Origin of the sequence: Aestuariibius violaceus, assembly GCF_040779325.2 — a bacterium.
In the GTDB taxonomy this organism is placed as follows: Bacteria; Pseudomonadota; Alphaproteobacteria; order Rhodobacterales; family Rhodobacteraceae; genus Aestuariibius; species Aestuariibius violaceus.
In genome coordinates, this window is record NZ_JBFONT020000001.1 from 584,321 (window position 1) to 602,418 (window position 18,098).

Below are 18,098 nucleotides of genomic sequence, written 5' to 3' on the forward strand. Positions count from 1 at the left end.
GTTGTTCCGGCCTATCCGAAATCCCTAACGTTTATAGTCCATCACCATAACACGCGTCCGATCCGGTATATCGCCGCGGCCAAGCTTGACTGTGTGATCGCAAGCGAAATCGACAGCCTCGTCCTTGAAATGGGCCAGAAAGCTCTCGATCCACATGGTGTTCCGCGGCCTGTAGGTCAGCGTCCGGAAATGCATCGGTATCACCAGCTTTGGCGACACCCGATGGATCATCTGCATCAGGTCCGGCAGCTCGATCGTCAGATAACCCCCTGCAAGCGCCAGCAAGACATCGACATCCTCGAAGAACGCGATCTGGGCGTCGGTCAGCGGGTTCCCCACATCCCCCATATGCGCGATCTTCAAGCCGTCGATCTCGAACCGGTACATCCCGTTCTGGCCCGGCACCTCGTGTTCGGGATGATGATCCCATTCCGCCGCCTCGATCGCGCGAACGGTCAGTCCCTGCGCCGTAACCTCTCCCGCCGCCTGGGCCACGGTCAAGGCGTTCACCACCTCAGGCTGGCCCGGGATCAGATCCGCACGGCAATGGGCGCTGTCATCGTGGGAAGAGATGATGACAAGATCGGCCGTATCGAGGATTGGGGGATAGCCCACCCCCTCGGGTGTGTAGGGATCCGTGATCACCGACCTCCCGTCAGAAGCCACGATGCGAAACGCCGCATGTCCGTACCAAGTGATCTCCATGCCCCGCCTCAGTTGTTCCCCAGCGCCCGCGGGCTCGACGTCGCGCGGATATCGTCATTCTCGGGCCGCTGATGCAGATGCCAACGCCCTGTCGGATCACTGCCACGGCACTGGATCGCTTCGACTCCTACCGCCCAATCCGGATTGGTGATCTCGACCTCCGGCGGGCAGTAGCGTAATGTCAGCCCGCAGCGACGCCTTGCCGACGTATTCGGCCCCGATCCATGCACCAACATATCGGCATGGAGCGACACCTGACCTGCCCGAAGCGTGTTCGTGAAGGGTGTGCCCATCTCCTCTGCGCCGACCGTCTCTTGATGGAACACCGCCTCGCCCCCTGTCTGTTGGACCGCAATCGCTCCCCGATCATGGGTGCCCGGAATGAACTGCATCGCTGCGTTCGCCTCATCGACGTCATCGATCGCCAGCCAAATCGTCACCGTCCGGGCGGGCGATAGAGCCCAGAACGACGCATCCTGATGCCAAGGAACCGACCGCGCCTCGCCCGGCGCTTTTGACAGGATCGCCGTAGCCCAACAAATGATGTTAGGCCCGATCAGATCCTCTACCAGGTCAAGGATCCGCGGTTCCCGGCACAGATCATAAAGCCCTGCCAGGCGAGCTTGATAACAATTGATCCCATAAGAACCGGCTTCGCCCATCGCGGTGATCAAATCATCGATGTAGGCGCGAACTGTCAGCATTTCCTCGGCCGTGAATACATCGAAGGGCTGGACAAAGCCCTGCCGATTGTAGTGGTCGATCTGCGCGACCGACAGCGCGTTCGGTGCCGGATTGGTCACCGACCTGAACCGGAGATCAAGCGCTTCCGTTACCATGTCTGCCTCCCCTAACCGTTTCACTCTAGCCTCATTTTTAGGCATCGGTGAGCGACAGGATTGAGCTAGTCTTATGCTATTTTAGCATGCCTACTGGAATATCGCCGTGATCTTTGCGCTAATCTGCTGTCATGAATGACCGTATTTTTCGCATTAAGGACTACCTCTCGCAGGACGAACACATCCACGCAGTCCGAAAAGTGATCGACACGCGTCGGCCAAAGTACCGTCACCAGCACGACTACTACGAACTCATGATCGTGCTTGATGGTCACATTCGCCACGAGGTCAACGATGTCAGTGGTACACTCACGCGGGGAAGCGCTGTGTTTCTTCGTCCTCACGATCTTCACCTCGTTCACGCTTACAAGGGAACTGAAGCGACAATTGCAAATCTGATGTTCCGCCTGGAATCGATCGATCATCTCTCCGATCTGTTCGGGGGCGACATAGGAAAACGCTTCTTCTGGACCGATGCGGTCCTGCCGGAGATCCGGTACCTTCCCTACCAAAGCCGAGAATACGTCTTGGAGCGCATCAACCGGATCGGCGATGGCCGCCGCACCCGTCTCCGGGCGGAAAACATTCTTCTGCACCTCTTGTCCGATCTCCTGGACGCCGGCGATGCAGAGGGCGCCAACCTTCCTCTATGGCTCGCTTCGGCCTGCCGTGCCGCCAAGGAGCCAGCGGTATTCGTCCAAGGTGCAGCCGGTCTCGTTCAGGTTTCAGGGCGATCTCATGAACATGTCTGTCGCGCAATGAAGAGATTTCTTGGGGTGTCTCCGTCCGTTTGGGTCAATCAGGTCCGCATGGATCACGCAGCGCGTCTTCTTGGAAATGACCGGCTTTCTGTCGGGGAGGTGTCGGAAGCTTGCGGCATCCAGAATATCGGACACTTCTATCGCCTGTTTCGCGGTCGTCACGGGACCACGCCGGCGGCCTTTCGAAAACGATCACATGATGCGCCAGTCTAGGGAATGACTTTGTAGAGCTGCTGCCTGCCCAATTAAGCCGACCAAGAGGAGGTTAAGGATCTTCTAGGGGAGATTTCCCGCGCAAGCGCCCTACCTCAAAACCTGCGAGGGTCAAGACAGCGCCATGGGCTGCATTTCTCCTCATTTCATCCAAGATGCGTCTCTCACGACGACACCAGCTATCTAGCTTGCAACGCCAGAAAGGAGTGACAGTGCAATCTGGCCTGCCGACACTGCCGATGCGCTCGCCTCACTCCGAACGAGAAAGAGGCGCACCAACTTATCCTGCGCCTCAGGATCCACAAAGATCTCTACGCTATCTGCGCCGAAGATACGCTCGCTCTTATCGCGCAGCGTTTCAAGCTGCTGATCGAGGTTGATCTGCGAAAATGATGCCGGCAAGCCAAGCGCGGTCTCGAAGACCGAGCGCAGCGGCGGCGAGCCGAGGATGGAAAACCAGCGCGCTTCGTCATTGCTGCTTCCTGCCAGTACGTCGTCGATCCCTTCAGAAACATTCAGGGCGAGCCGAAAATCCTCGTTCTGATCACCGACGGCCTCCGCGAACTTCGCAGTCTCAAAGCGGGCGATGATGTCTTCCGCGAAGGCTGGGTCACTGAATGCTGTCTGATCTGTCGTGAAGTCGAAAGTCGCCGCGAACTGCCCATATCGCGCATCGCTCAGTCGGTTGGCGAGGGCCTTGGGGTCGGACAGATCATCCTCAAGAATTCGGCGGATGAAAAACTTGTTGTCGATGTCGTCACCAAGACCGAACGCACCGAGGGCCACCTCCAGGAGCTGCCGGTCGGCGACAAGGTCCGCTGGCCGAGCGATGGAGCCGATACGCTCCCTAAACCGATCCGTCTGACGCTCGATTAGTGGGCTTTCCGCATGCGCCGTCTTCTGCGCATCCAGCGTTTGTTCGAGGAAACGCCACCCGGCATATCCAGACAAGGGCAGAACAGGCTGGAACATCAGTGGCCCCCGAGAAGCCGGGCCTCGCGCGGGATCAGCAGCCGCAAAGTCTTCAAGGCGCGATAACTCATGCCATCAACGATGGCTTGGGCAGCAGCAGACAGGTGGGCTTTGCTGTCTCTATCGGAAAAGACGCTTTCGAGTTGCGCTATGCCTTCCAGGACCTGCTCATGTGCCGCCCGTTCATCGACATCTCCGGACAAGGCGAGCTGAAGGATGTAACAGACCCGCCGGACCGGAGTGGTTGCCTCATCGGGATGGATTGCATCGCGCAGACGAAGAATTCTGGCCGCGGGGGTCATGACGGTAATCTTGCTACGCCGGTCGCCATTTTCCAGAACGACACCATTCACGAGAACTCTCTCCTTCGGAGCGAGCTTGAGGACAAGGCCAGGCATCAGGCCGCTTCCTGCGTTGAGCGCAGACCACGCATAACCGTTGTGTTCACGTCGAGAAGCGGATCAATTGACCCAGTTCCCTCAAGGACAGCCCGAGTGTGATGAAGCGTGAACTCGGCGAGGTAGAAGATACGGGCTCGGATGTCCGGACTTAGCTGGTTTTCCGGATCGGCGACGTTGACAGCGAGAAGGGTCCAGAGCCGCGAATTGGCATGAAGGGCCTCGGCCAGGGCCGAAAACGTGAAGGGTTCCGCATCATGCGCGGCCTTCAAGTCGCGGCTCGCCTTTGCCAGCGCAGCGTGTTCAAGGCTTCGATCGGACCGGACCGCGTTTTCTGCGGCACCATAGGCTTGTTGCGCCCGTTGGAACGTATTCATGATGTGCGCCTTCTGCTGCTGAACTCCCCGCTTTCAGGGACCAGTTTGTGGCGCGAGGCCCCGAAGGGCCTCGCTGACTTGCTTAACGGAAGAGCGAGAGGATCGACTGAGGCGCCTGGTTCGCGATCGACAGCGACTGAACGCCAAGCTGCTGTTGGACCTGAAGGGCCTGAAGGCGAGCAGAGGCCGCCTCCATATCCGCATCCACCATCGCACCGATTCCAGACTTCAGCGCATCGGTGAGATTATCGATGAATTCCTGCTGAGTGTCGATCCGGCCCTGGGAAGAACCGAAATTCGCCGCCGCATCAATCGAGTTGCCAATAAGCGTCTCAATCGTTGCGAGCGCCCGATCAGCACCGTCGGATGTCGACACATTGATGGAGTCGAGACCAAAGAGACCGCCCGATGCGGTCCCGCCGCTTTCGCCTGTCAAAGCGAAATCGGTAACATCGGTACCGGCGTTATCGACGTTCAGGACCCATTGACCGCTGTCATTCTGGCTCACGCGGGTCGAAACGTCGCCGAGACCCGCGGAGTCCAGCGCAGTTTGAAGGCCGCGTGCGACATCCTCAAATGTCTCGCCCTTACCGGCAACGTAGTCGTAGTTAGCTCCGTTATACGTGATCCGGTAACTGTCACCCTGGTTCACATTGGTCCCTACGAACGTGATTGTCTCAGCTCGCTGACCGATCGTATCGGAATCACTTGCACCGCCGTCAATTGTGGCAGAGCCGGTCACAGACGCCGTAACGTCAACGTCCTCGAATGCGCGCGTCGACGTAATGTCCAGATTCCCTGAACCATCATTTGAGGCGCTAATGCCCTCAAGACCAAGCGCGTTGACCGCAGACGCTATGTTGTCGATCGTTGTTGTCGTGTCGGTATTTCCGTTCACGTTGACGGTGTTGCCTTCGATCGTGAAGCTGAAGACGTCGGTGTCGGCATTGTAAACGATCGCATAGCTTGCCGTATTGCCGGTCGCGCCAACCGTGGCGGCGCTGACGGTGCCATTGGCAGATTTGCTGACGCCACCGCCACCATAGGCGCCGCCATCGGTTGTCAGGTCCTGACGACTGACCGTGATGTCGCTGGCGACGACGGAGCCATCGGACCCGCGATCAAGAGACGACAGGATCTTCATGTCGTCGGTTCCCGAAACCAAATTGAGACCGTTGAACTGCGCGGCGCTGGTCACAGACTTGATCTGATTGGTCAGCGCGTCGATGTCGGTCTGGATCTTGTCGCGATCGACGTTGTCTTCCTGTGCAGCGACGATCTTGCCTTTGATGTCGGTCAGGAGATCCGTAACCGTTTCAGAGGCATTTCGCGCAACAGCGACAGTGGATTGACCGAGTGAAAGACTGTCCGAAATGCTCTGAAAGCCTTTCACGTCAGCTTCCATTACCTTAGAGATCGCCCAGACCGATGCATTGTCGCGTGCATTCGCGACTTCCTTGCCGGTCGAGATCATTGACTGGGTCTTTGCGAGATCGTTGTTGATGGTTTTTAGTGTTTGCAATGCGACCATTGCGCTGTTGTTCGTCAGAATGCTGGACATTTCCAAGCTCCTTTAGCCGGTGCTTTACACCGCGTTTCATGCCGCGCCGCGAAGGCGCTACTGTGTCATTCTGACCTGTGTGTCCTGGCTTTTCAGGATACGCCGTCCCGCGATTTCGAGACGCACAAACAATAGAGTACAGGGTAACTAACAATGAATTAATCGAAGAAGGGATAGTAGAAGGAATCTAATTCAAATTTTCATGCCTTTTTCTCTAAACGACGATTCTCCATAGAGAAATCAGAGTGTTTGCCATCCGCACTATACGTGCGAAGCGACCGCTGAACTTGTCTGAGCGTCCAAAGCCTCGACTGGGCGTCCTGGATACCGTCCATTGCGGCCTCCAACAAACGCCGGTTCCTCTCAGCCAGGTCTCGTAGGTGAGCCGCCTGCCGCTCCTCCAAGGTTGCTCTCCTCAGCAGTTCCAGGAGCGAATCAAGCTCTGTTCGAATTGGTGTGAGTTGCTTGAAGTCCGAGTTTAGTAGCGCGTCTTTCTCTGCCTCAAAGCACGATATCGCTCGCTTTATCAAGGAGTTAGCCATCGTTCGCCTCGCGCCGGATCAGCGAATTGAAGAGGTGCTCAGCCAAGCCGATGCCACCGGCGTCGACCAATCGTTTAGCCTGCTCGTCTACAAGAAGTGACGAAAACTGCTCCTCTCCGGAACCGCCGCCGAACAGATCCGGAACGGATCCCACGTCCGCCGTCTTCAGCATTTCTGCAAGGAACTGAGCCTCAAGCGCTTGCGACGCTTTTAGCAGATCTTCCCGAGAATCTGGGGTGACGGTTTTCGACTGATATACCTGAATTTCCATAAATACCCCTTTCGCGATCAAATTTGGCTGCGGATCATAAAGAAATCGTAAATCTTTCCGAGTTTAGCTTGGTGAGAGTTTCAAAAACGGGAATGAAGTTGGATCTCCTTTATCTCATGAATCGATCTTCGGACGGCAATACGCCCCTTTCTGCCGTGAAAACCATCCGGTTAGAGGGCTCGATTGAGGTCGATGACTTTTCTGTCATGGTCGATCTTGTCACGCCCATTCCTACGCCTTCCGGAACACAAGAAACAGCCCAGGAGCCAGGCCTGCAAACGCCTGCCTCCGGGTGGATGCACGAAGTCACCGAGCCGAGGCTACCGGTACAAAATATCGAGAAGACTTCGGAAAAGACGGTCCCGGAGGTAGAGATCGACGCTCGCACTGTGCCGCAAACGGAACCCGATGTTGTACAAGTCAAAGGCCGTGAAGCGCCGGCGGTCGAACGCAGAGCAGGCGGGGTCGACGGACCATTCGTTCAACAGGACATAAAGGAGAAATCTACGCACAAGCGTGCTGTGGCACTGGAACAAGCATCGACTGAGGGTTTGGTGCCCGTCATAAGGGACAATCCCAAACCAGCGGTTCACCAAGAGAAAGATCAGGTGATCTCGCGCGCGCGCGCGGTTGCGGCCGATCCTCGCCAAAGAGGGGCAGATGTAGCGATAATCCCGAAACCCTCGCCAGAAGCTCGGAAAGGGACCGCAGAAGTCCCACCGTCACAAGAGCGTGTCGAAACCGCCACTCCGAGCAAACCCGCAAAGAAAGCCACATCGATTGAGGCGACCGGACCGCAGCCAAGAACAGCATCGCCCATCAGTCAGATGGATGTTTCGCCCAAGTTGGTGAGCGACCTTCCCGACCCGCAAGCCTTCGATCCACCGATCGTGCGGGCGTCTACTGCTATCGATGGGGCAGCGCCTTCCCGACCGCTTGGCGCGGCAGGCCCGCCGACACCCCCAACCGCCCCGTCGATCCCTGGACAGATTGCCGCGACGTTGTCTGTTTCAGAAACCGGGATGGCGGAGATTGTCCTCGATCCGGAGGAGTTGGGGAAGGTTCGCCTCACCCTGACCCAGACTGACGGGCGTACCGTTCTGATCGTCGAGGCGCAGCGGCCGGAAACGATAGATCTGATGCGGCGAAACCTGGATGAGCTGACCGCGGAGTTCAGTGATGCAGGATATGCCAACCTGTCTTTCGATTTCCGCGATAGCCCGCAGGACTGGAATGACCGCGACTCCGGAACGATGACCGCGTTCGAAGCGGAGGATTTCGAAACCGGCGAAGACCTGCCAAACGATCTGGCCGTCTTGACGATGGCGGATAGGCTCGATTTGAGACTTTAGAGGACTCATCAGATGGAAATTCAATCCTTCAACAGCGCAACACCCACGGGCGCGGACGTTGCCACCGATACCAGTGCAGTCATCAGTTCCGACTTCGAGACGTTTCTGAACATGCTGACCACACAGCTGGAAAATCAGGACCCGCTCAACCCGGTCGATTCTGCCGATTATGCTGCGCAGCTTGCGCAGTTCTCGGCCGTCGAACAGCAGGTTTTGACCAACGACCTCCTCGAAACGCTGATACAGCAAAGCCAAGTCACGGGTCTTAGCGACATGGCAGGATGGGTCGGGATGGAGGCCCGGGCAACTGGCGCAGCCCACTTCAACGGCGCTCCGGTCCGGCTCGTGCCCGACCCCTCGCCGCTTGCGCAGAGCACCGTCCTGATCGTGACGAACAGCGCCGGGCAGGAAGTTGCCGTCGAACCGCTGCCATCTGGGGGCGGAGAAATCGACTGGGTCGGCTATGACGAAGACGGTCGGCCGCTCCCTCCGGGCGAATACACGTTCCGGATCGAAAGCACGGCGAATGGTGAGATCATCGAACGCGAGGCCGTCGCGCATTATACCCGGGTCAATGAAGTCAGGGTCGAAGGCGGCGTGAACGTCGCGATCCTCGCGGGGGGGGTCTCGGTTCCCGCGACAGAGATCACAGCCCTCAGAGTTCCATCATGACCTAGAGCAGCGCGCCAAGGACAACGCCAACAGCGACGAGGCCGCCGCCGATCCCCATCCAGATCAGGGGCGTCACGCCGGCCAGTCTCCGCCGCTCGGGGCCTCTGTCGCTTTGCTGGATCAGCAGTTCTTCGGCCAGTTGCGGCAGGCGAGGGCCGAAACGGGCGGCGACACGCGCCGTATCGGCGATGTCCCGCAGAAAAGCTTTCGGGCCGATGCTTTCCTTGATGTAATCCTCGACGACCGGACGCGCGACCTCCCAAATGTTAATGTGCGGGTTGAGCGATCGGGCCACGCCTTCAACCACAACCATTGTCCTTTGCAGCAGGATCAGCTCGGTCCGCGTCTCCATCCCGAAGCGCTCGGTCACCTCGAAGAGGTAGTTCAACAACCGACCCATCGAGATACGGGACGCGTCCATTCCGAATATCGGCTCACCAACGGCACGCAGAGCGCGCGCGAATTCGTCCACATCCCGGTCCGCAGGTACATACCCAGCCTCGAAATGCACCTCTGCGACACGGCGAAAATCCTTCCGGATGAACCCAAAGAGGATCTCGGCATAAACCCGACGGGTATACTGGTCGATCCGCCCCATGATCCCGAAATCCAGCAATATGATATCGCCATTCGGTGCAATCTTCAGGTTCCCCTGATGCATATCGGCGTGAAAGTAGCCATCCCGCAAAGCGTGTTGCAGAAACAGCCGCAGCACCCGCTCGCCCAGAAGCCGCCGATCGTGTCCCGCGGCATCAATCGCCGCGACATCGCCGGCAGGGATGCCGTCCGCCCAGTCCAGCGTCATCACGCGCCGTGACGACAAAAGCCATCGTACATCCGGCACCTGCAGCCCATCGTCCTTGCCGGTATTCGCGGCAAACTCCGCCGCAGCGGCGCTTTCAAGCCTCAGGTCCAGTTCCCCCCGCACGACGCCCTCGAAATGCTCGATCACGTCAAGGGGGCGCAACCGGCGCGACCCGGGCGCGAAAATCTCGACAATCCACGCCGCCAGATAGAACGCGTCAATATCCTTGCGAAACGCCTTCTCGATCCCCGGCCGCAGCACCTTCACGGCGACCGCCCCATCGCCACCCGCAACGCGCCCCTTGTGAACCTGCGCGATTGAGGCCGCGGCAACGGGCGGACCAAGCTCAGAAAACAGCTCATCCACAGGGATCTCAAGCTCAGCTTCGATTGTCTTCCGGGCTTCTTCCAGGGTGAACGGCGGCAGCTTGTCCTGCAGCACGCGCAATTGCAGTGCCAGTTCGTCGCCCACGACATCGGGGCGTGTCGACAGGATCTGACCGAACTTGATATAGGCCGGACCCAGCGCCGTCAGCGCCCGTGTTGCGGGCGGCATCGATGGATCACCTTTCAGCCCGGCCCACTTGAACGGCCAGCCAAGCGTCTTCGCCACGATCCTAAGTGAGGCAGGCGCCTGAAATGCATCAAGCACCACATTCATCGCACCCGTCCGCTCCAGCGTCGCGCCCGTCCGCACCAGGCGCCAGATGTTATGCGGTCCCCGCATTCAGAGCTTCCAACCGGAATGAAGGGCCGCGATCCCCATCGACAGATTCCGGTAGCGCGCGTTCTCGAATCCGGCCTCGCGGATCATCGCTAGAAAGCGCTCCTGATCGGGGAACTTACGGATCGACTCGACCAGGTACTGATAGCTGTCCCGGTCCCTGGCGATGACCTGTCCCATCCGCGGAATGACATTGAAGGAATACAGATCATAAAGCCGCTGCAGACCGGGATTGGGTAGCTGCGAGAACTCCAGAACCATCAGCCGCCCGCCGGGCCTCAGCACCCGGTAAGCTTCCGACAGGGCCATCTCGGGCCGTGTCACGTTCCGGATCCCGAACGAGATCGTGTAGACGTCGAAGGTCGCATCCTCGAACGGCAGCGCCATCGCGTCGCCGGTGATCCACTCGATCGGCGCGCCTTCCGCCTCCGCCCTCGTGCGACCGGCAGCCAGCATGTCCTCGGTCAGGTCGAGGACGACAGCGCTCGCCCCCTTCGCCCGCTTCAGGAACCGAAACGCGATATCACCCGTGCCCCCCGCCACATCCAGCAGACGCTGCCCCGGCCGCGGCGCGAGCCAATCCATCATCGCGTCTTTCCAAAGTCGGTGGATGCCCGCTGACATGACGTCGTTCATCACATCGTATCGCGATGCTACCGAGGTAAAGACGCCCCTGACCCGATCGGCCTTTTCGCTTTCCCGGACGGTCTCGTTACCGAAATGCGTGGTTTTCTCGTCGCTTGCCATGGTCCTGCCCTACTCCCGCCCACTGCCGATATAGGCTTGCGCGGGAAATCACAAAGCAGGACTTGATGGCGCAGCCATGTCGGACCTTACCGCCTTCCTCATAACGTTTGGTGCCGCCGCAATCGTCGCGGCCATCGTGAACCTGCCGAAGATGGGCCGCCTGCGCCGCGGGCTCGACCGTAGGAACACCCTGAACACCGATCTCCAGCTTGCACGCCTCGCCACCCGGGCAGGCAGTGACGGCCACGTCGTCCAAACCGGCTTTGGCGACCGCCACCGCGCGACGATCGGCCTCAAGCTGACGGCGACCGCTCTTGTCACGCTGCTCCTCTGGACGCTCTTCAGCATGGGCTCCTCAGGACAGATGAACGCCATGGGCGACGCACGATCGCCCAAGATCTCCTTCGACGGCTGGTCGACCACCGAACTCTCCCTGCTCGGCCTCGTGGTCCTCTGGTATCTGCTCTTCGTCTGGACCTACGAGATCAAGCTGGGGCGTGACGATGTCTCGGTCCCGACCATCCTCTTCGGCAGTCGTATCTTGCCCTTGGACGATCTCGTTGCGGTCGAAAGCGACCGCGCCTATATCCTGCGCCTCTTCTTCGCCTCCCACAGGCGGGCAGAGATCTTCCAATTCGTCACAGGCGCCAGCCAGCTGCGGGCAGCGTTGGAGACACGGGCCGCGCAAAACGGGGACAGAAATGCCGGAACTTCCCGAGGTCGAAACGGTCAGGCGGGGTCTCGCGCCCGTCCTTGAAGGCGCCCGGATTGCCCGCGCGGAGGTCCGGCGCCCCGATCTCCGCTGGCCGCTGCCCGAAAGGATGGCAGACCGGCTCACCGGTGCCACCGTCCGCACCCTGCGCCGCCGATCGAAATACATCCTCGCCGATCTCGATACCGGCGAAACGCTTCTGATCCATCTCGGCATGTCGGGCCGGATGCTCATCGACGAACGGCAGCCAGGCCAGTTCGTCCACGACCAGCCAACGCCCGAAAAGCACGACCACATCATCCTCGAGACAGACCGCGGCACCCGCGTCACTTTCAACGATGCCCGCCGTTTCGGCATGATGGATCTCGCCCCGACCAGACAGATCGACACGCATCCCCTTCTCGCCAATCTCGGTCCAGAACCGCTCGGCAACACCTTCGACGGTCCAACGCTCGCAGCCGCGCTCGCCCGCCGGGCCACGCCACTCAAATCCGCCCTGCTCGACCAGAAAATCGTCGCAGGCCTTGGCAATATCTACGTCTGCGAGGTGCTCCATCGCGCCGGCCTCAGCCCCCGCCGCCTGGCGCGCAACATCTCTCGCGCACGGGCCGAGGCGCTTGTCCCCATCATTCGCGATGTCCTGACCGAGGCGATCGAGGCCGGCGGATCCTCCCTCCGCGACCATCGCCAAACGAACGGAGAGCTTGGCTATTTCCAGCATGCCTTCCGCGCCTACGGCCGCGAAGGCGACCCCTGCCGCAAGGACGGCTGTACCGGCACCATCAAGCGGATCGTCCAGTCCGGCCGGTCCAGCTTCTACTGCCCGACTTGCCAAAGATAGCTTGAAACGGCCCCCCCGCCTGTTAAGCACGAACCTTGTGACAACCGGAACGAGGCGCATATGGCGTTCGAAACGATCATCGTCGACATCGAAGATTCCGTCGCACTCATCACCCTGAACAGGCCAGACGCGCTCAATGCGCTCAATTCAAAGCTCCTCGGCGAACTGGGCGAGGCGGTCCGCGATGCCAGCCGGAACGACAAGGTGCGCTGCATCGTCATCACCGGGTCCGACAAGGCCTTCGCCGCGGGCGCCGACATCGGCGAGATGTCCGAACGCTCCTTCGTCGACATGTTCTCCAATGACTATATGGGCGAACAGGTCCGCAATCTGCTCGCCTGCCGCAAACCGATCATCGCCGCGGTCGCGGGCTATGCGCTGGGCGGCGGTTGCGAGCTTGCGATGATGTGCGACTTCATCATCGCCGCCGACACTGCCAAGTTCGGCCAGCCCGAAATCAACCTTGGCGTCGTCGCGGGGATCGGTGGCAGCCAGCGCCTGACCCGCTTCGTCGGCAAGTCAAAGAGCATGGACATGCACCTGACCGGCCGTTTCATGGATGCCGAAGAGGCCGAACGCTCCGGCCTCGTCAGCCGCGTCGTCCCGGCCAAGAAGCTCAAGGAAGAGGCGCTCGCCTGCGCCGCCAAGATCGCCGAGAAAAGCCAGATCGCTACGATGGCCGTCAAAGAGGCGGTCAACCGCAGCTACGAGACGACGTTGTCCGAGGGCATCCTGTTCGAACGCCGCCTCTTCCACGCGCTCTTCGCGACCGAGGACCAGAAGGAAGGCATGGCCGCCTTCCTTGAAAAGCGCGAGGCGCAGTTCCGGGATAAATAGCGCAGGGGCTTGACGCCCACATCGCTTTGCCCCAGATACCGCCGCCAGACATGCGCGTGCAGCCCGCTTTCCAGGCTTGATTCGTCCCGGCGACCGGCATTCCGGATGGCGGGGAGACGTGCGTTTTAGATCAACCCCGGCATAGGGACAGAACTCACATGGCAAACACACCCCAGTCCAAGAAACGCGCCCGTCAGAACGAGACGCGTTTCCAGATCAACAAGGCCCGCCGGTCGCGGATCCGCACATTCCTTCGCAAGGTCGAAGAGGCGATCGCCTCCGGCGACAAGGATGCCGCCACCGCCGCCCTGCGCGAGGCCCAGCCCGAACTGATGCGCGGCGTCACGAAAGGCGTCTACCACAAGAATACCGCCGCCCGGAAAATGTCGCGGCTTTCCGCTCGTGTGAAGGCGATCGGCTAAACGATCCGTCACATGACCGTTGCACAAAGAACGCGCCCCGGCGGGCGCGTTTTTCTTTTGTAATAGGGCGCCTTCTTGTGGGCACTGCAGCAAGTTGTTGATCGGTAACGAAGTTTAAGATTCGTCGCACCAATCTTTGCGTCAAGCGCGTTGTTCATCTTGCGAGGCGTCTGTCCCGATTGCTAGCTTCACACCTGCGATTCACATCGTCCTGGGGGGACATGGTGGTGAGAGCGGACTGAAGCTGGTCCCGCTGGTTGGGACAAAAGGACCGGCAAATGTGGTCAGGACGTTCTCGGCACGGTGAGGCAAGGTCAGGGCGGGTCTAGGGGCCTGTTCACTGTCACAGCTTCGCATCTGCGACGGGTTGCTGCTGCGGCAGCCCGACAATGCAGTCATGTCCGGGAAGATCAATGTCTGTTGCGGTCCAGATGATCGGACGCAAGCGGGCAAGGTCTTCTTTAAGAGTTCGGATGCGCTCGGCAGGCCATATGGGCTGCCGGCATGTTTTGTTCTTTTCCGTCGGACTTCCGGATCGTTGGGAGCAAGCGGCCCTCAAAAGGCTGCGACAGGCAGCGTGCTGTCTGAAATGAACACGAGTTGGAACAGGCTTTGGAATGACGCAAGAACAGTGGGGAGTTGTCCGGAATGAGCTTATGCAAACTTTGGGGCAGGGACATTTCGCCAACTGGATCGAACCTCTGGAATTCCGCGGCCTGACCGACGGCGTCTGCACCTTCGGGGTGCCGACCACCTTCATCGGCAACTACGTCTCACAGAACTTCGCCGACCAGATCATCTACCAGCTCAATCGCTCGGGCGAACGCGTCACCCGCCTCGCCTTCGACGTCGCCAACGCCAACACCGCGACATCGCAACAGCGCGCCGCGGCCCCCGCCGCCGACCCGGCGCCCAACGGTATCGGGCTCGAAGGCCGCTTCACCTTCGATCGTTTCGTCGTCGGCAAACCGAACGAGCTGGCTTACGCCGCCGCCAAGCGCGTCGCCGAAGGCGGCCCGGTCAGCTTCAACCCGCTTTTCCTCTACGGCGGCGTCGGCCTCGGCAAAACGCACCTGATGCACGCCATCGCCCACGAGCTGCGCCAGCGAAAGCCCGAGCTGACGGTCCATTACGTTTCCGCCGAAAAGTTCATGTACGAATTCGTCCGCGCCATCCGCGACAACACGATGATGGACTTCAAGCACCTCTTCCGCTCGGTCGATGTGCTGATGGTCGACGACGTGCAGTTCATCGCCGGAAAATCCTCCACCCAGGAGGAGTTCTTCCACACCTTCAACGCGCTCATCGACGAGCGAAAGCAGATCATCATTTCCGGCGACCGCGCCCCGGGCGAAATCAAGGATCTCGAAGACCGCATCAAGTCGCGCCTGCAATGCGGCCTCGTCGTCGACCTCCATCCGACCGACTACGAATTGCGCCTCGGCATCCTGCAGTCCAAGCTGGCCGTCCATCGCGAGACCGATCCAGACGTCATCGTCGCCGAAGGCGTCCTCGAATTCTTGGCGCACCGCATCTCGACCAATGTCCGCGTCCTCGAAGGCGCGCTCACCCGTCTCTTCGCCTTCTCCTCTCTCGTCGGCCGCGAGATCACACTGGAACTCGCCCAGGACTGCCTCGCCGACATCCTGCGCGTCTCCGAACGCAAGGTCACGGTGGAAGAGATCCAGCGCAAGGTCAGCGAATACTACTCGATCCGCCTCTCCGACATGATCGGCCCCAAGCGCAAGCGCGACTACGCCCGCCCGCGCCAGGTCGCCATGTGGTTCTGCAAGCAGATGACGTCCCGCTCCCTGCCCGAGATCGGGCGGCGCTTCGGCGGACGCGACCACACCACGGTCATCCACGGCGTCCGGCGCATCGACGAACTGCGCAGCAAGGACAGCCAGCTGGCCGACGATCTGGAAAATCTGCGCCGCGTGCTCGAGGAATAGAATCCGAACGCAACAGGTCCACCTGCCGTCGCGCCGACCCAAGAAAAATCCCTTGAGGCTTCGCCGGAAACGGCTACCGTCGCGGTCCCGGCCGCTTCGGTGCCGACGGCGCGCATAAGAATAGGAACAGGGACATGAAGATCAGTATCGAAAGAGCCGCCTTGCTCAAGGCCGTGGCTCAGGCGCAATCCGTGGTCGAACGCCGAAACACGATCCCGATCCTCGCCAACGTTCTGATCGAAGCGGACAGCGATACCGTCACCTTCCGCGCCACCGACCTCGATATCGAAGTGGTGGATCGCGCCCCCGCCCAGGTCGAACGCCCCGGCGCGACCACTGTCAACGCCGTCACCCTGAACGAGATCGTGCGCAAACTGCCCGACGGGGCGCTCGTCACCCTCGCCGATGACGGCGCCTCCGGCCGCCTCTCGATCGAGGCAGGCCGCTCCCACTTCCAACTGGCCACCCTGCCCAAGGAAGACTTCCCGGTCATGGCGTCGTCCGACTACGAGACGAACTTCTCGGCCGAAGCACCGGTCCTCCGCCGCCTCTTCGACAAGTCCAAATTCGCGATCTCGACGGAAGAAACCCGCTATTACCTCAACGGCGTCTACATGCACGTGGCCGACGGCGACGGCAGCAAGGTCCTGCGCTGCGTCGCCACCGACGGCCACCGCCTCGCCCGGATCGACGCGGCTCTGCCCGACGGTGCCGACGGCATGGCCGGCGTCATCGTCCCCCGCAAGACGGTCGCCGAGCTTCGCAAGCTTCTGGACGACGACGAAACCCAGATCGCCGTCTCCGTCTCGGAAACCAAGATCCGCTTCGCGACCCAGGATATCACCCTGACGTCCAAGGTGATCGACGGCACCTTCCCCGATTACAGCCGGGTCATCCCGACGGGCAACACCCGCAAGCTCGAAGTCGACGCCGCCGATTTCGCCCGCGCCGTCGACCGCGTCGCGACCGTCAGCTCCGAACGCTCCCGCGCCGTCAAGATGCAGCTCGACGAAGACCGGCTGATCCTCTCGGTCAACGCCCCCGACAGCGGCAACGCGGAAGAAGAACTCGCGGTGGCCTATGCCGACGAGAAGATCGAGATCGGCTTCAACGCCAAATACCTCAAGGACATCGCCGATCAGGTCGACCGCGAAAACGCGATCTTCCTGTTCAACGGCTCGGGCGACCCGGCCCTGATGCGCGAAGGCAGCGACGAAAGCGCGATCTACGTCGTCATGCCCATGCGGGTCTGACCTCTCCAGCAAATTCCGCCAAGGGAATTTGCCGCCCATGACCACTGTCAAGCATCTCACCCTCAGCCATTTCCGCTCGCACAAGCGCGCCGTGGTCGAGGTCGACAATCGCCCCGTCGCGATCTTCGGTCCGAACGGCGCGGGCAAGACCAATCTCATCGAAGCGATCTCGCTCCTCTCCCCCGGCCGCGGCCTCCGCCGCGCCTCCGCGGAAGAGATGACGCGCCGCCCCGAAGCGCTCGGCTGGAAAATCACGGCGACAATCGACGGCGGCCACCCACACGAAATCGAAACCTGGTCCGAAAACAGCACGGCCCGCCAGACCAGGATCGACGGCAAGACCGCCCCGCAAACGGCACTCGGGCGCATCGCTCGCATCCTCTGGCTGATCCCGGCCATGGACCGGCTCTGGATCGAAGGCGCCGAAGGCCGCCGCCGGTTCCTCGACCGCATCGCGCTGTCCTTCGAACCGGACCACGCGCAGGCCGTCCTCGACTACGAAAAGGCGATGCGCGAACGCAATCGCCTCCTCAAGGATCAGGTCCATGACCCCGCCTGGTATGCCGCGCTCGAGGCGCGCATGGCCAAAGCTGGCCACGCCCTCACCGAAAACCGCCAGGCCGCCCTCGCCGAACTCGCCTCTGCCCAGCAGAATGCAGAAACCGCCTTCCCGACAGCCGACCTCGCCCTCAACGATGAGCGCGCGCAAGCGAGGGAAGAGGCGTTGCGCCATGCCCTCGCCGAAAGCCGCCCCCGCGACCTCGCTGCAGGCCGCACCCTCGTCGGCCCCCACCGCGCCGATCTCGACGCCACCTTCGCCGCCAAAGGCATCCCCGCCCGCGACTGTTCCACCGGCGAACAAAAGGCCCTCCTCCTCTCGCTCATCCTCGCCAATGCCCGCGCGCTGACCGCCCGCCTCGGCACCCCGCCGATCCTCCTCCTCGATGAGGTGGCCGCCCATCTCGACGCCAGCCGCCGCGCCGCGCTCTATGACGAAATCACGGCCCTCGGCACCCAGGCCTGGATGACCGGCACCGGCCCGGAACTCTTCACCGATCTGGGCCCCCGCGCCCAGCATCTGGAAGTCACCGAAACCGCCGGAACCTCCGAAATCCGCCCCGCCTGACACCCCTTGCGACACGC

At 60.8% G+C, this 18,098-nt stretch carries 19 protein-coding genes; 10 read left to right on the forward strand and 9 right to left on the reverse strand.

The window, feature by feature from the left end:
• Nucleotides 1-24 precede the first annotated feature (24 nt).
• Together AADZ90_RS02890 and AADZ90_RS02895 are read right to left on the reverse strand one after the other, a co-directional pair.
• Nucleotides 25-705 carry an MBL fold metallo-hydrolase gene (locus AADZ90_RS02890; RefSeq protein WP_367309266.1) on the reverse strand — a complete coding sequence of 227 codons (681 nt, stop codon included), beginning with the start codon at nt 703-705 and terminating at the stop codon, nt 25-27.
• 8 nt (nt 706-713) lie between these two features.
• A complete protein-coding gene (locus AADZ90_RS02895) occupies nt 714-1,568 on the reverse strand; it encodes a phytanoyl-CoA dioxygenase family protein (protein ID WP_411996928.1) in 855 nt (284 codons plus the stop codon).
• 107 nt (nt 1,569-1,675) lie between these two features.
• Between AADZ90_RS02895 and AADZ90_RS02900 the strand changes: the two genes are divergently transcribed.
• Entirely contained in the window at nt 1,676-2,518 is an 843-nt protein-coding gene (locus tag AADZ90_RS02900) for a helix-turn-helix transcriptional regulator (RefSeq protein ID WP_367309264.1), read from the forward strand.
• A gap of 183 nt (nt 2,519-2,701) precedes the next feature.
• On the opposite strand, the gene AADZ90_RS02905 is transcribed toward AADZ90_RS02900, so the two are convergent.
• From AADZ90_RS02905 to AADZ90_RS02925, 5 genes are all read right to left on the reverse strand, one after another.
• The gene (locus AADZ90_RS02905) at nt 2,702-3,490 is read right to left on the reverse strand and encodes a DUF1217 domain-containing protein (protein WP_367309263.1); all 789 of its coding nucleotides are present in this window, start codon (nt 3,488-3,490) and stop codon (nt 2,702-2,704) included.
• A complete protein-coding gene (gene flbT, locus AADZ90_RS02910) occupies nt 3,490-3,888 on the reverse strand; it encodes a flagellar biosynthesis repressor FlbT (RefSeq protein ID WP_367309262.1) in 399 nt (132 codons plus the stop codon). The genes AADZ90_RS02905 and flbT overlap by 1 nt, the downstream gene beginning before the upstream one ends.
• On the reverse strand, nt 3,888-4,265 hold the full coding sequence (gene flaF, locus AADZ90_RS02915) for a flagellar biosynthesis regulator FlaF (protein ID WP_367309261.1): 378 nt from the start codon (nt 4,263-4,265) through the stop codon (nt 3,888-3,890). The genes flbT and flaF overlap by 1 nt, the downstream gene beginning before the upstream one ends.
• A gap of 82 nt (nt 4,266-4,347) precedes the next feature.
• Nucleotides 4,348-5,826, reverse strand: a complete 1,479-nt coding sequence (locus tag AADZ90_RS02920) for a flagellin N-terminal helical domain-containing protein (protein WP_367309260.1) — start codon at nt 5,824-5,826, stop codon at nt 4,348-4,350.
• Nucleotides 5,827-6,360: 534 nt separating this feature from the next.
• Nucleotides 6,361-6,639 carry a rod-binding protein gene (locus AADZ90_RS02925; protein ID WP_367309259.1) on the reverse strand — a complete coding sequence of 93 codons (279 nt, stop codon included), beginning with the start codon at nt 6,637-6,639 and terminating at the stop codon, nt 6,361-6,363.
• A gap of 92 nt (nt 6,640-6,731) precedes the next feature.
• Here AADZ90_RS02925 and AADZ90_RS02930 point away from each other — a divergent pair, with 92 nt between their 5' ends.
• On the forward strand, nt 6,732-7,991 hold the full coding sequence (locus tag AADZ90_RS02930; RefSeq protein WP_367309258.1) for a flagellar hook-length control protein FliK: 1,260 nt from the start codon (nt 6,732-6,734) through the stop codon (nt 7,989-7,991).
• 12 nt (nt 7,992-8,003) lie between these two features.
• Complete coding sequence (locus tag AADZ90_RS02935) at nt 8,004-8,663, forward strand: flagellar hook capping FlgD N-terminal domain-containing protein (protein ID WP_367309257.1); 660 nt, start codon at nt 8,004-8,006, stop codon at nt 8,661-8,663.
• Between the two features lies 1 nt (nt 8,664).
• Here AADZ90_RS02935 and ubiB read toward each other — a convergent pair whose 3' ends face one another.
• Nucleotides 8,665-10,194 carry a 2-polyprenylphenol 6-hydroxylase gene (gene ubiB / locus AADZ90_RS02940; RefSeq protein WP_367309256.1) on the reverse strand — a complete coding sequence of 510 codons (1,530 nt, stop codon included), beginning with the start codon at nt 10,192-10,194 and terminating at the stop codon, nt 8,665-8,667.
• Nucleotides 10,195-10,938: a bifunctional demethylmenaquinone methyltransferase/2-methoxy-6-polyprenyl-1,4-benzoquinol methylase UbiE gene (ubiE, locus tag AADZ90_RS02945; protein WP_367309255.1), complete on the reverse strand. Its 744-nt coding sequence runs from the start codon at nt 10,936-10,938 to the stop codon at nt 10,195-10,197. It lies immediately after the preceding gene.
• A 76-nt stretch (nt 10,939-11,014) separates the two neighbouring features.
• On the opposite strand from ubiE, the gene AADZ90_RS02950 reads away from it, so the two are divergent.
• From AADZ90_RS02950 to recF, 7 genes are all read left to right on the forward strand, one after another.
• Nucleotides 11,015-11,695, forward strand: coding sequence for a hypothetical protein (locus AADZ90_RS02950; protein ID WP_367309254.1), 681 nt, complete (start codon nt 11,015-11,017; stop codon nt 11,693-11,695).
• Nucleotides 11,640-12,491: a bifunctional DNA-formamidopyrimidine glycosylase/DNA-(apurinic or apyrimidinic site) lyase gene (gene mutM, locus AADZ90_RS02955; protein WP_367309253.1), complete on the forward strand. Its 852-nt coding sequence runs from the start codon at nt 11,640-11,642 to the stop codon at nt 12,489-12,491. The genes AADZ90_RS02950 and mutM overlap by 56 nt, the downstream gene beginning before the upstream one ends.
• Nucleotides 12,492-12,551: 60 nt before the next feature.
• Nucleotides 12,552-13,328 carry an enoyl-CoA hydratase gene (locus tag AADZ90_RS02960; RefSeq protein ID WP_367309252.1) on the forward strand — a complete coding sequence of 259 codons (777 nt, stop codon included), beginning with the start codon at nt 12,552-12,554 and terminating at the stop codon, nt 13,326-13,328.
• A gap of 158 nt (nt 13,329-13,486) precedes the next feature.
• Nucleotides 13,487-13,750 carry a 30S ribosomal protein S20 gene (gene rpsT, locus AADZ90_RS02965; protein WP_367309251.1) on the forward strand — a complete coding sequence of 88 codons (264 nt, stop codon included), beginning with the start codon at nt 13,487-13,489 and terminating at the stop codon, nt 13,748-13,750.
• Nucleotides 13,751-14,367: 617 nt separating this feature from the next.
• Nucleotides 14,368-15,702, forward strand: coding sequence for a chromosomal replication initiator protein DnaA (dnaA, locus tag AADZ90_RS02970; protein ID WP_367309250.1), 1,335 nt, complete (start codon nt 14,368-14,370; stop codon nt 15,700-15,702).
• Nucleotides 15,703-15,836: 134 nt separating this feature from the next.
• Complete coding sequence (gene dnaN, locus AADZ90_RS02975) at nt 15,837-16,955, forward strand: DNA polymerase III subunit beta (protein ID WP_367309249.1); 1,119 nt, start codon at nt 15,837-15,839, stop codon at nt 16,953-16,955.
• A 37-nt stretch (nt 16,956-16,992) separates the two neighbouring features.
• The gene (gene recF / locus AADZ90_RS02980; RefSeq protein WP_367309248.1) at nt 16,993-18,081 is read left to right on the forward strand and encodes a DNA replication/repair protein RecF; all 1,089 of its coding nucleotides are present in this window, start codon (nt 16,993-16,995) and stop codon (nt 18,079-18,081) included.
• The last annotated feature ends 17 nt before the right edge of the window (nt 18,082-18,098 follow it).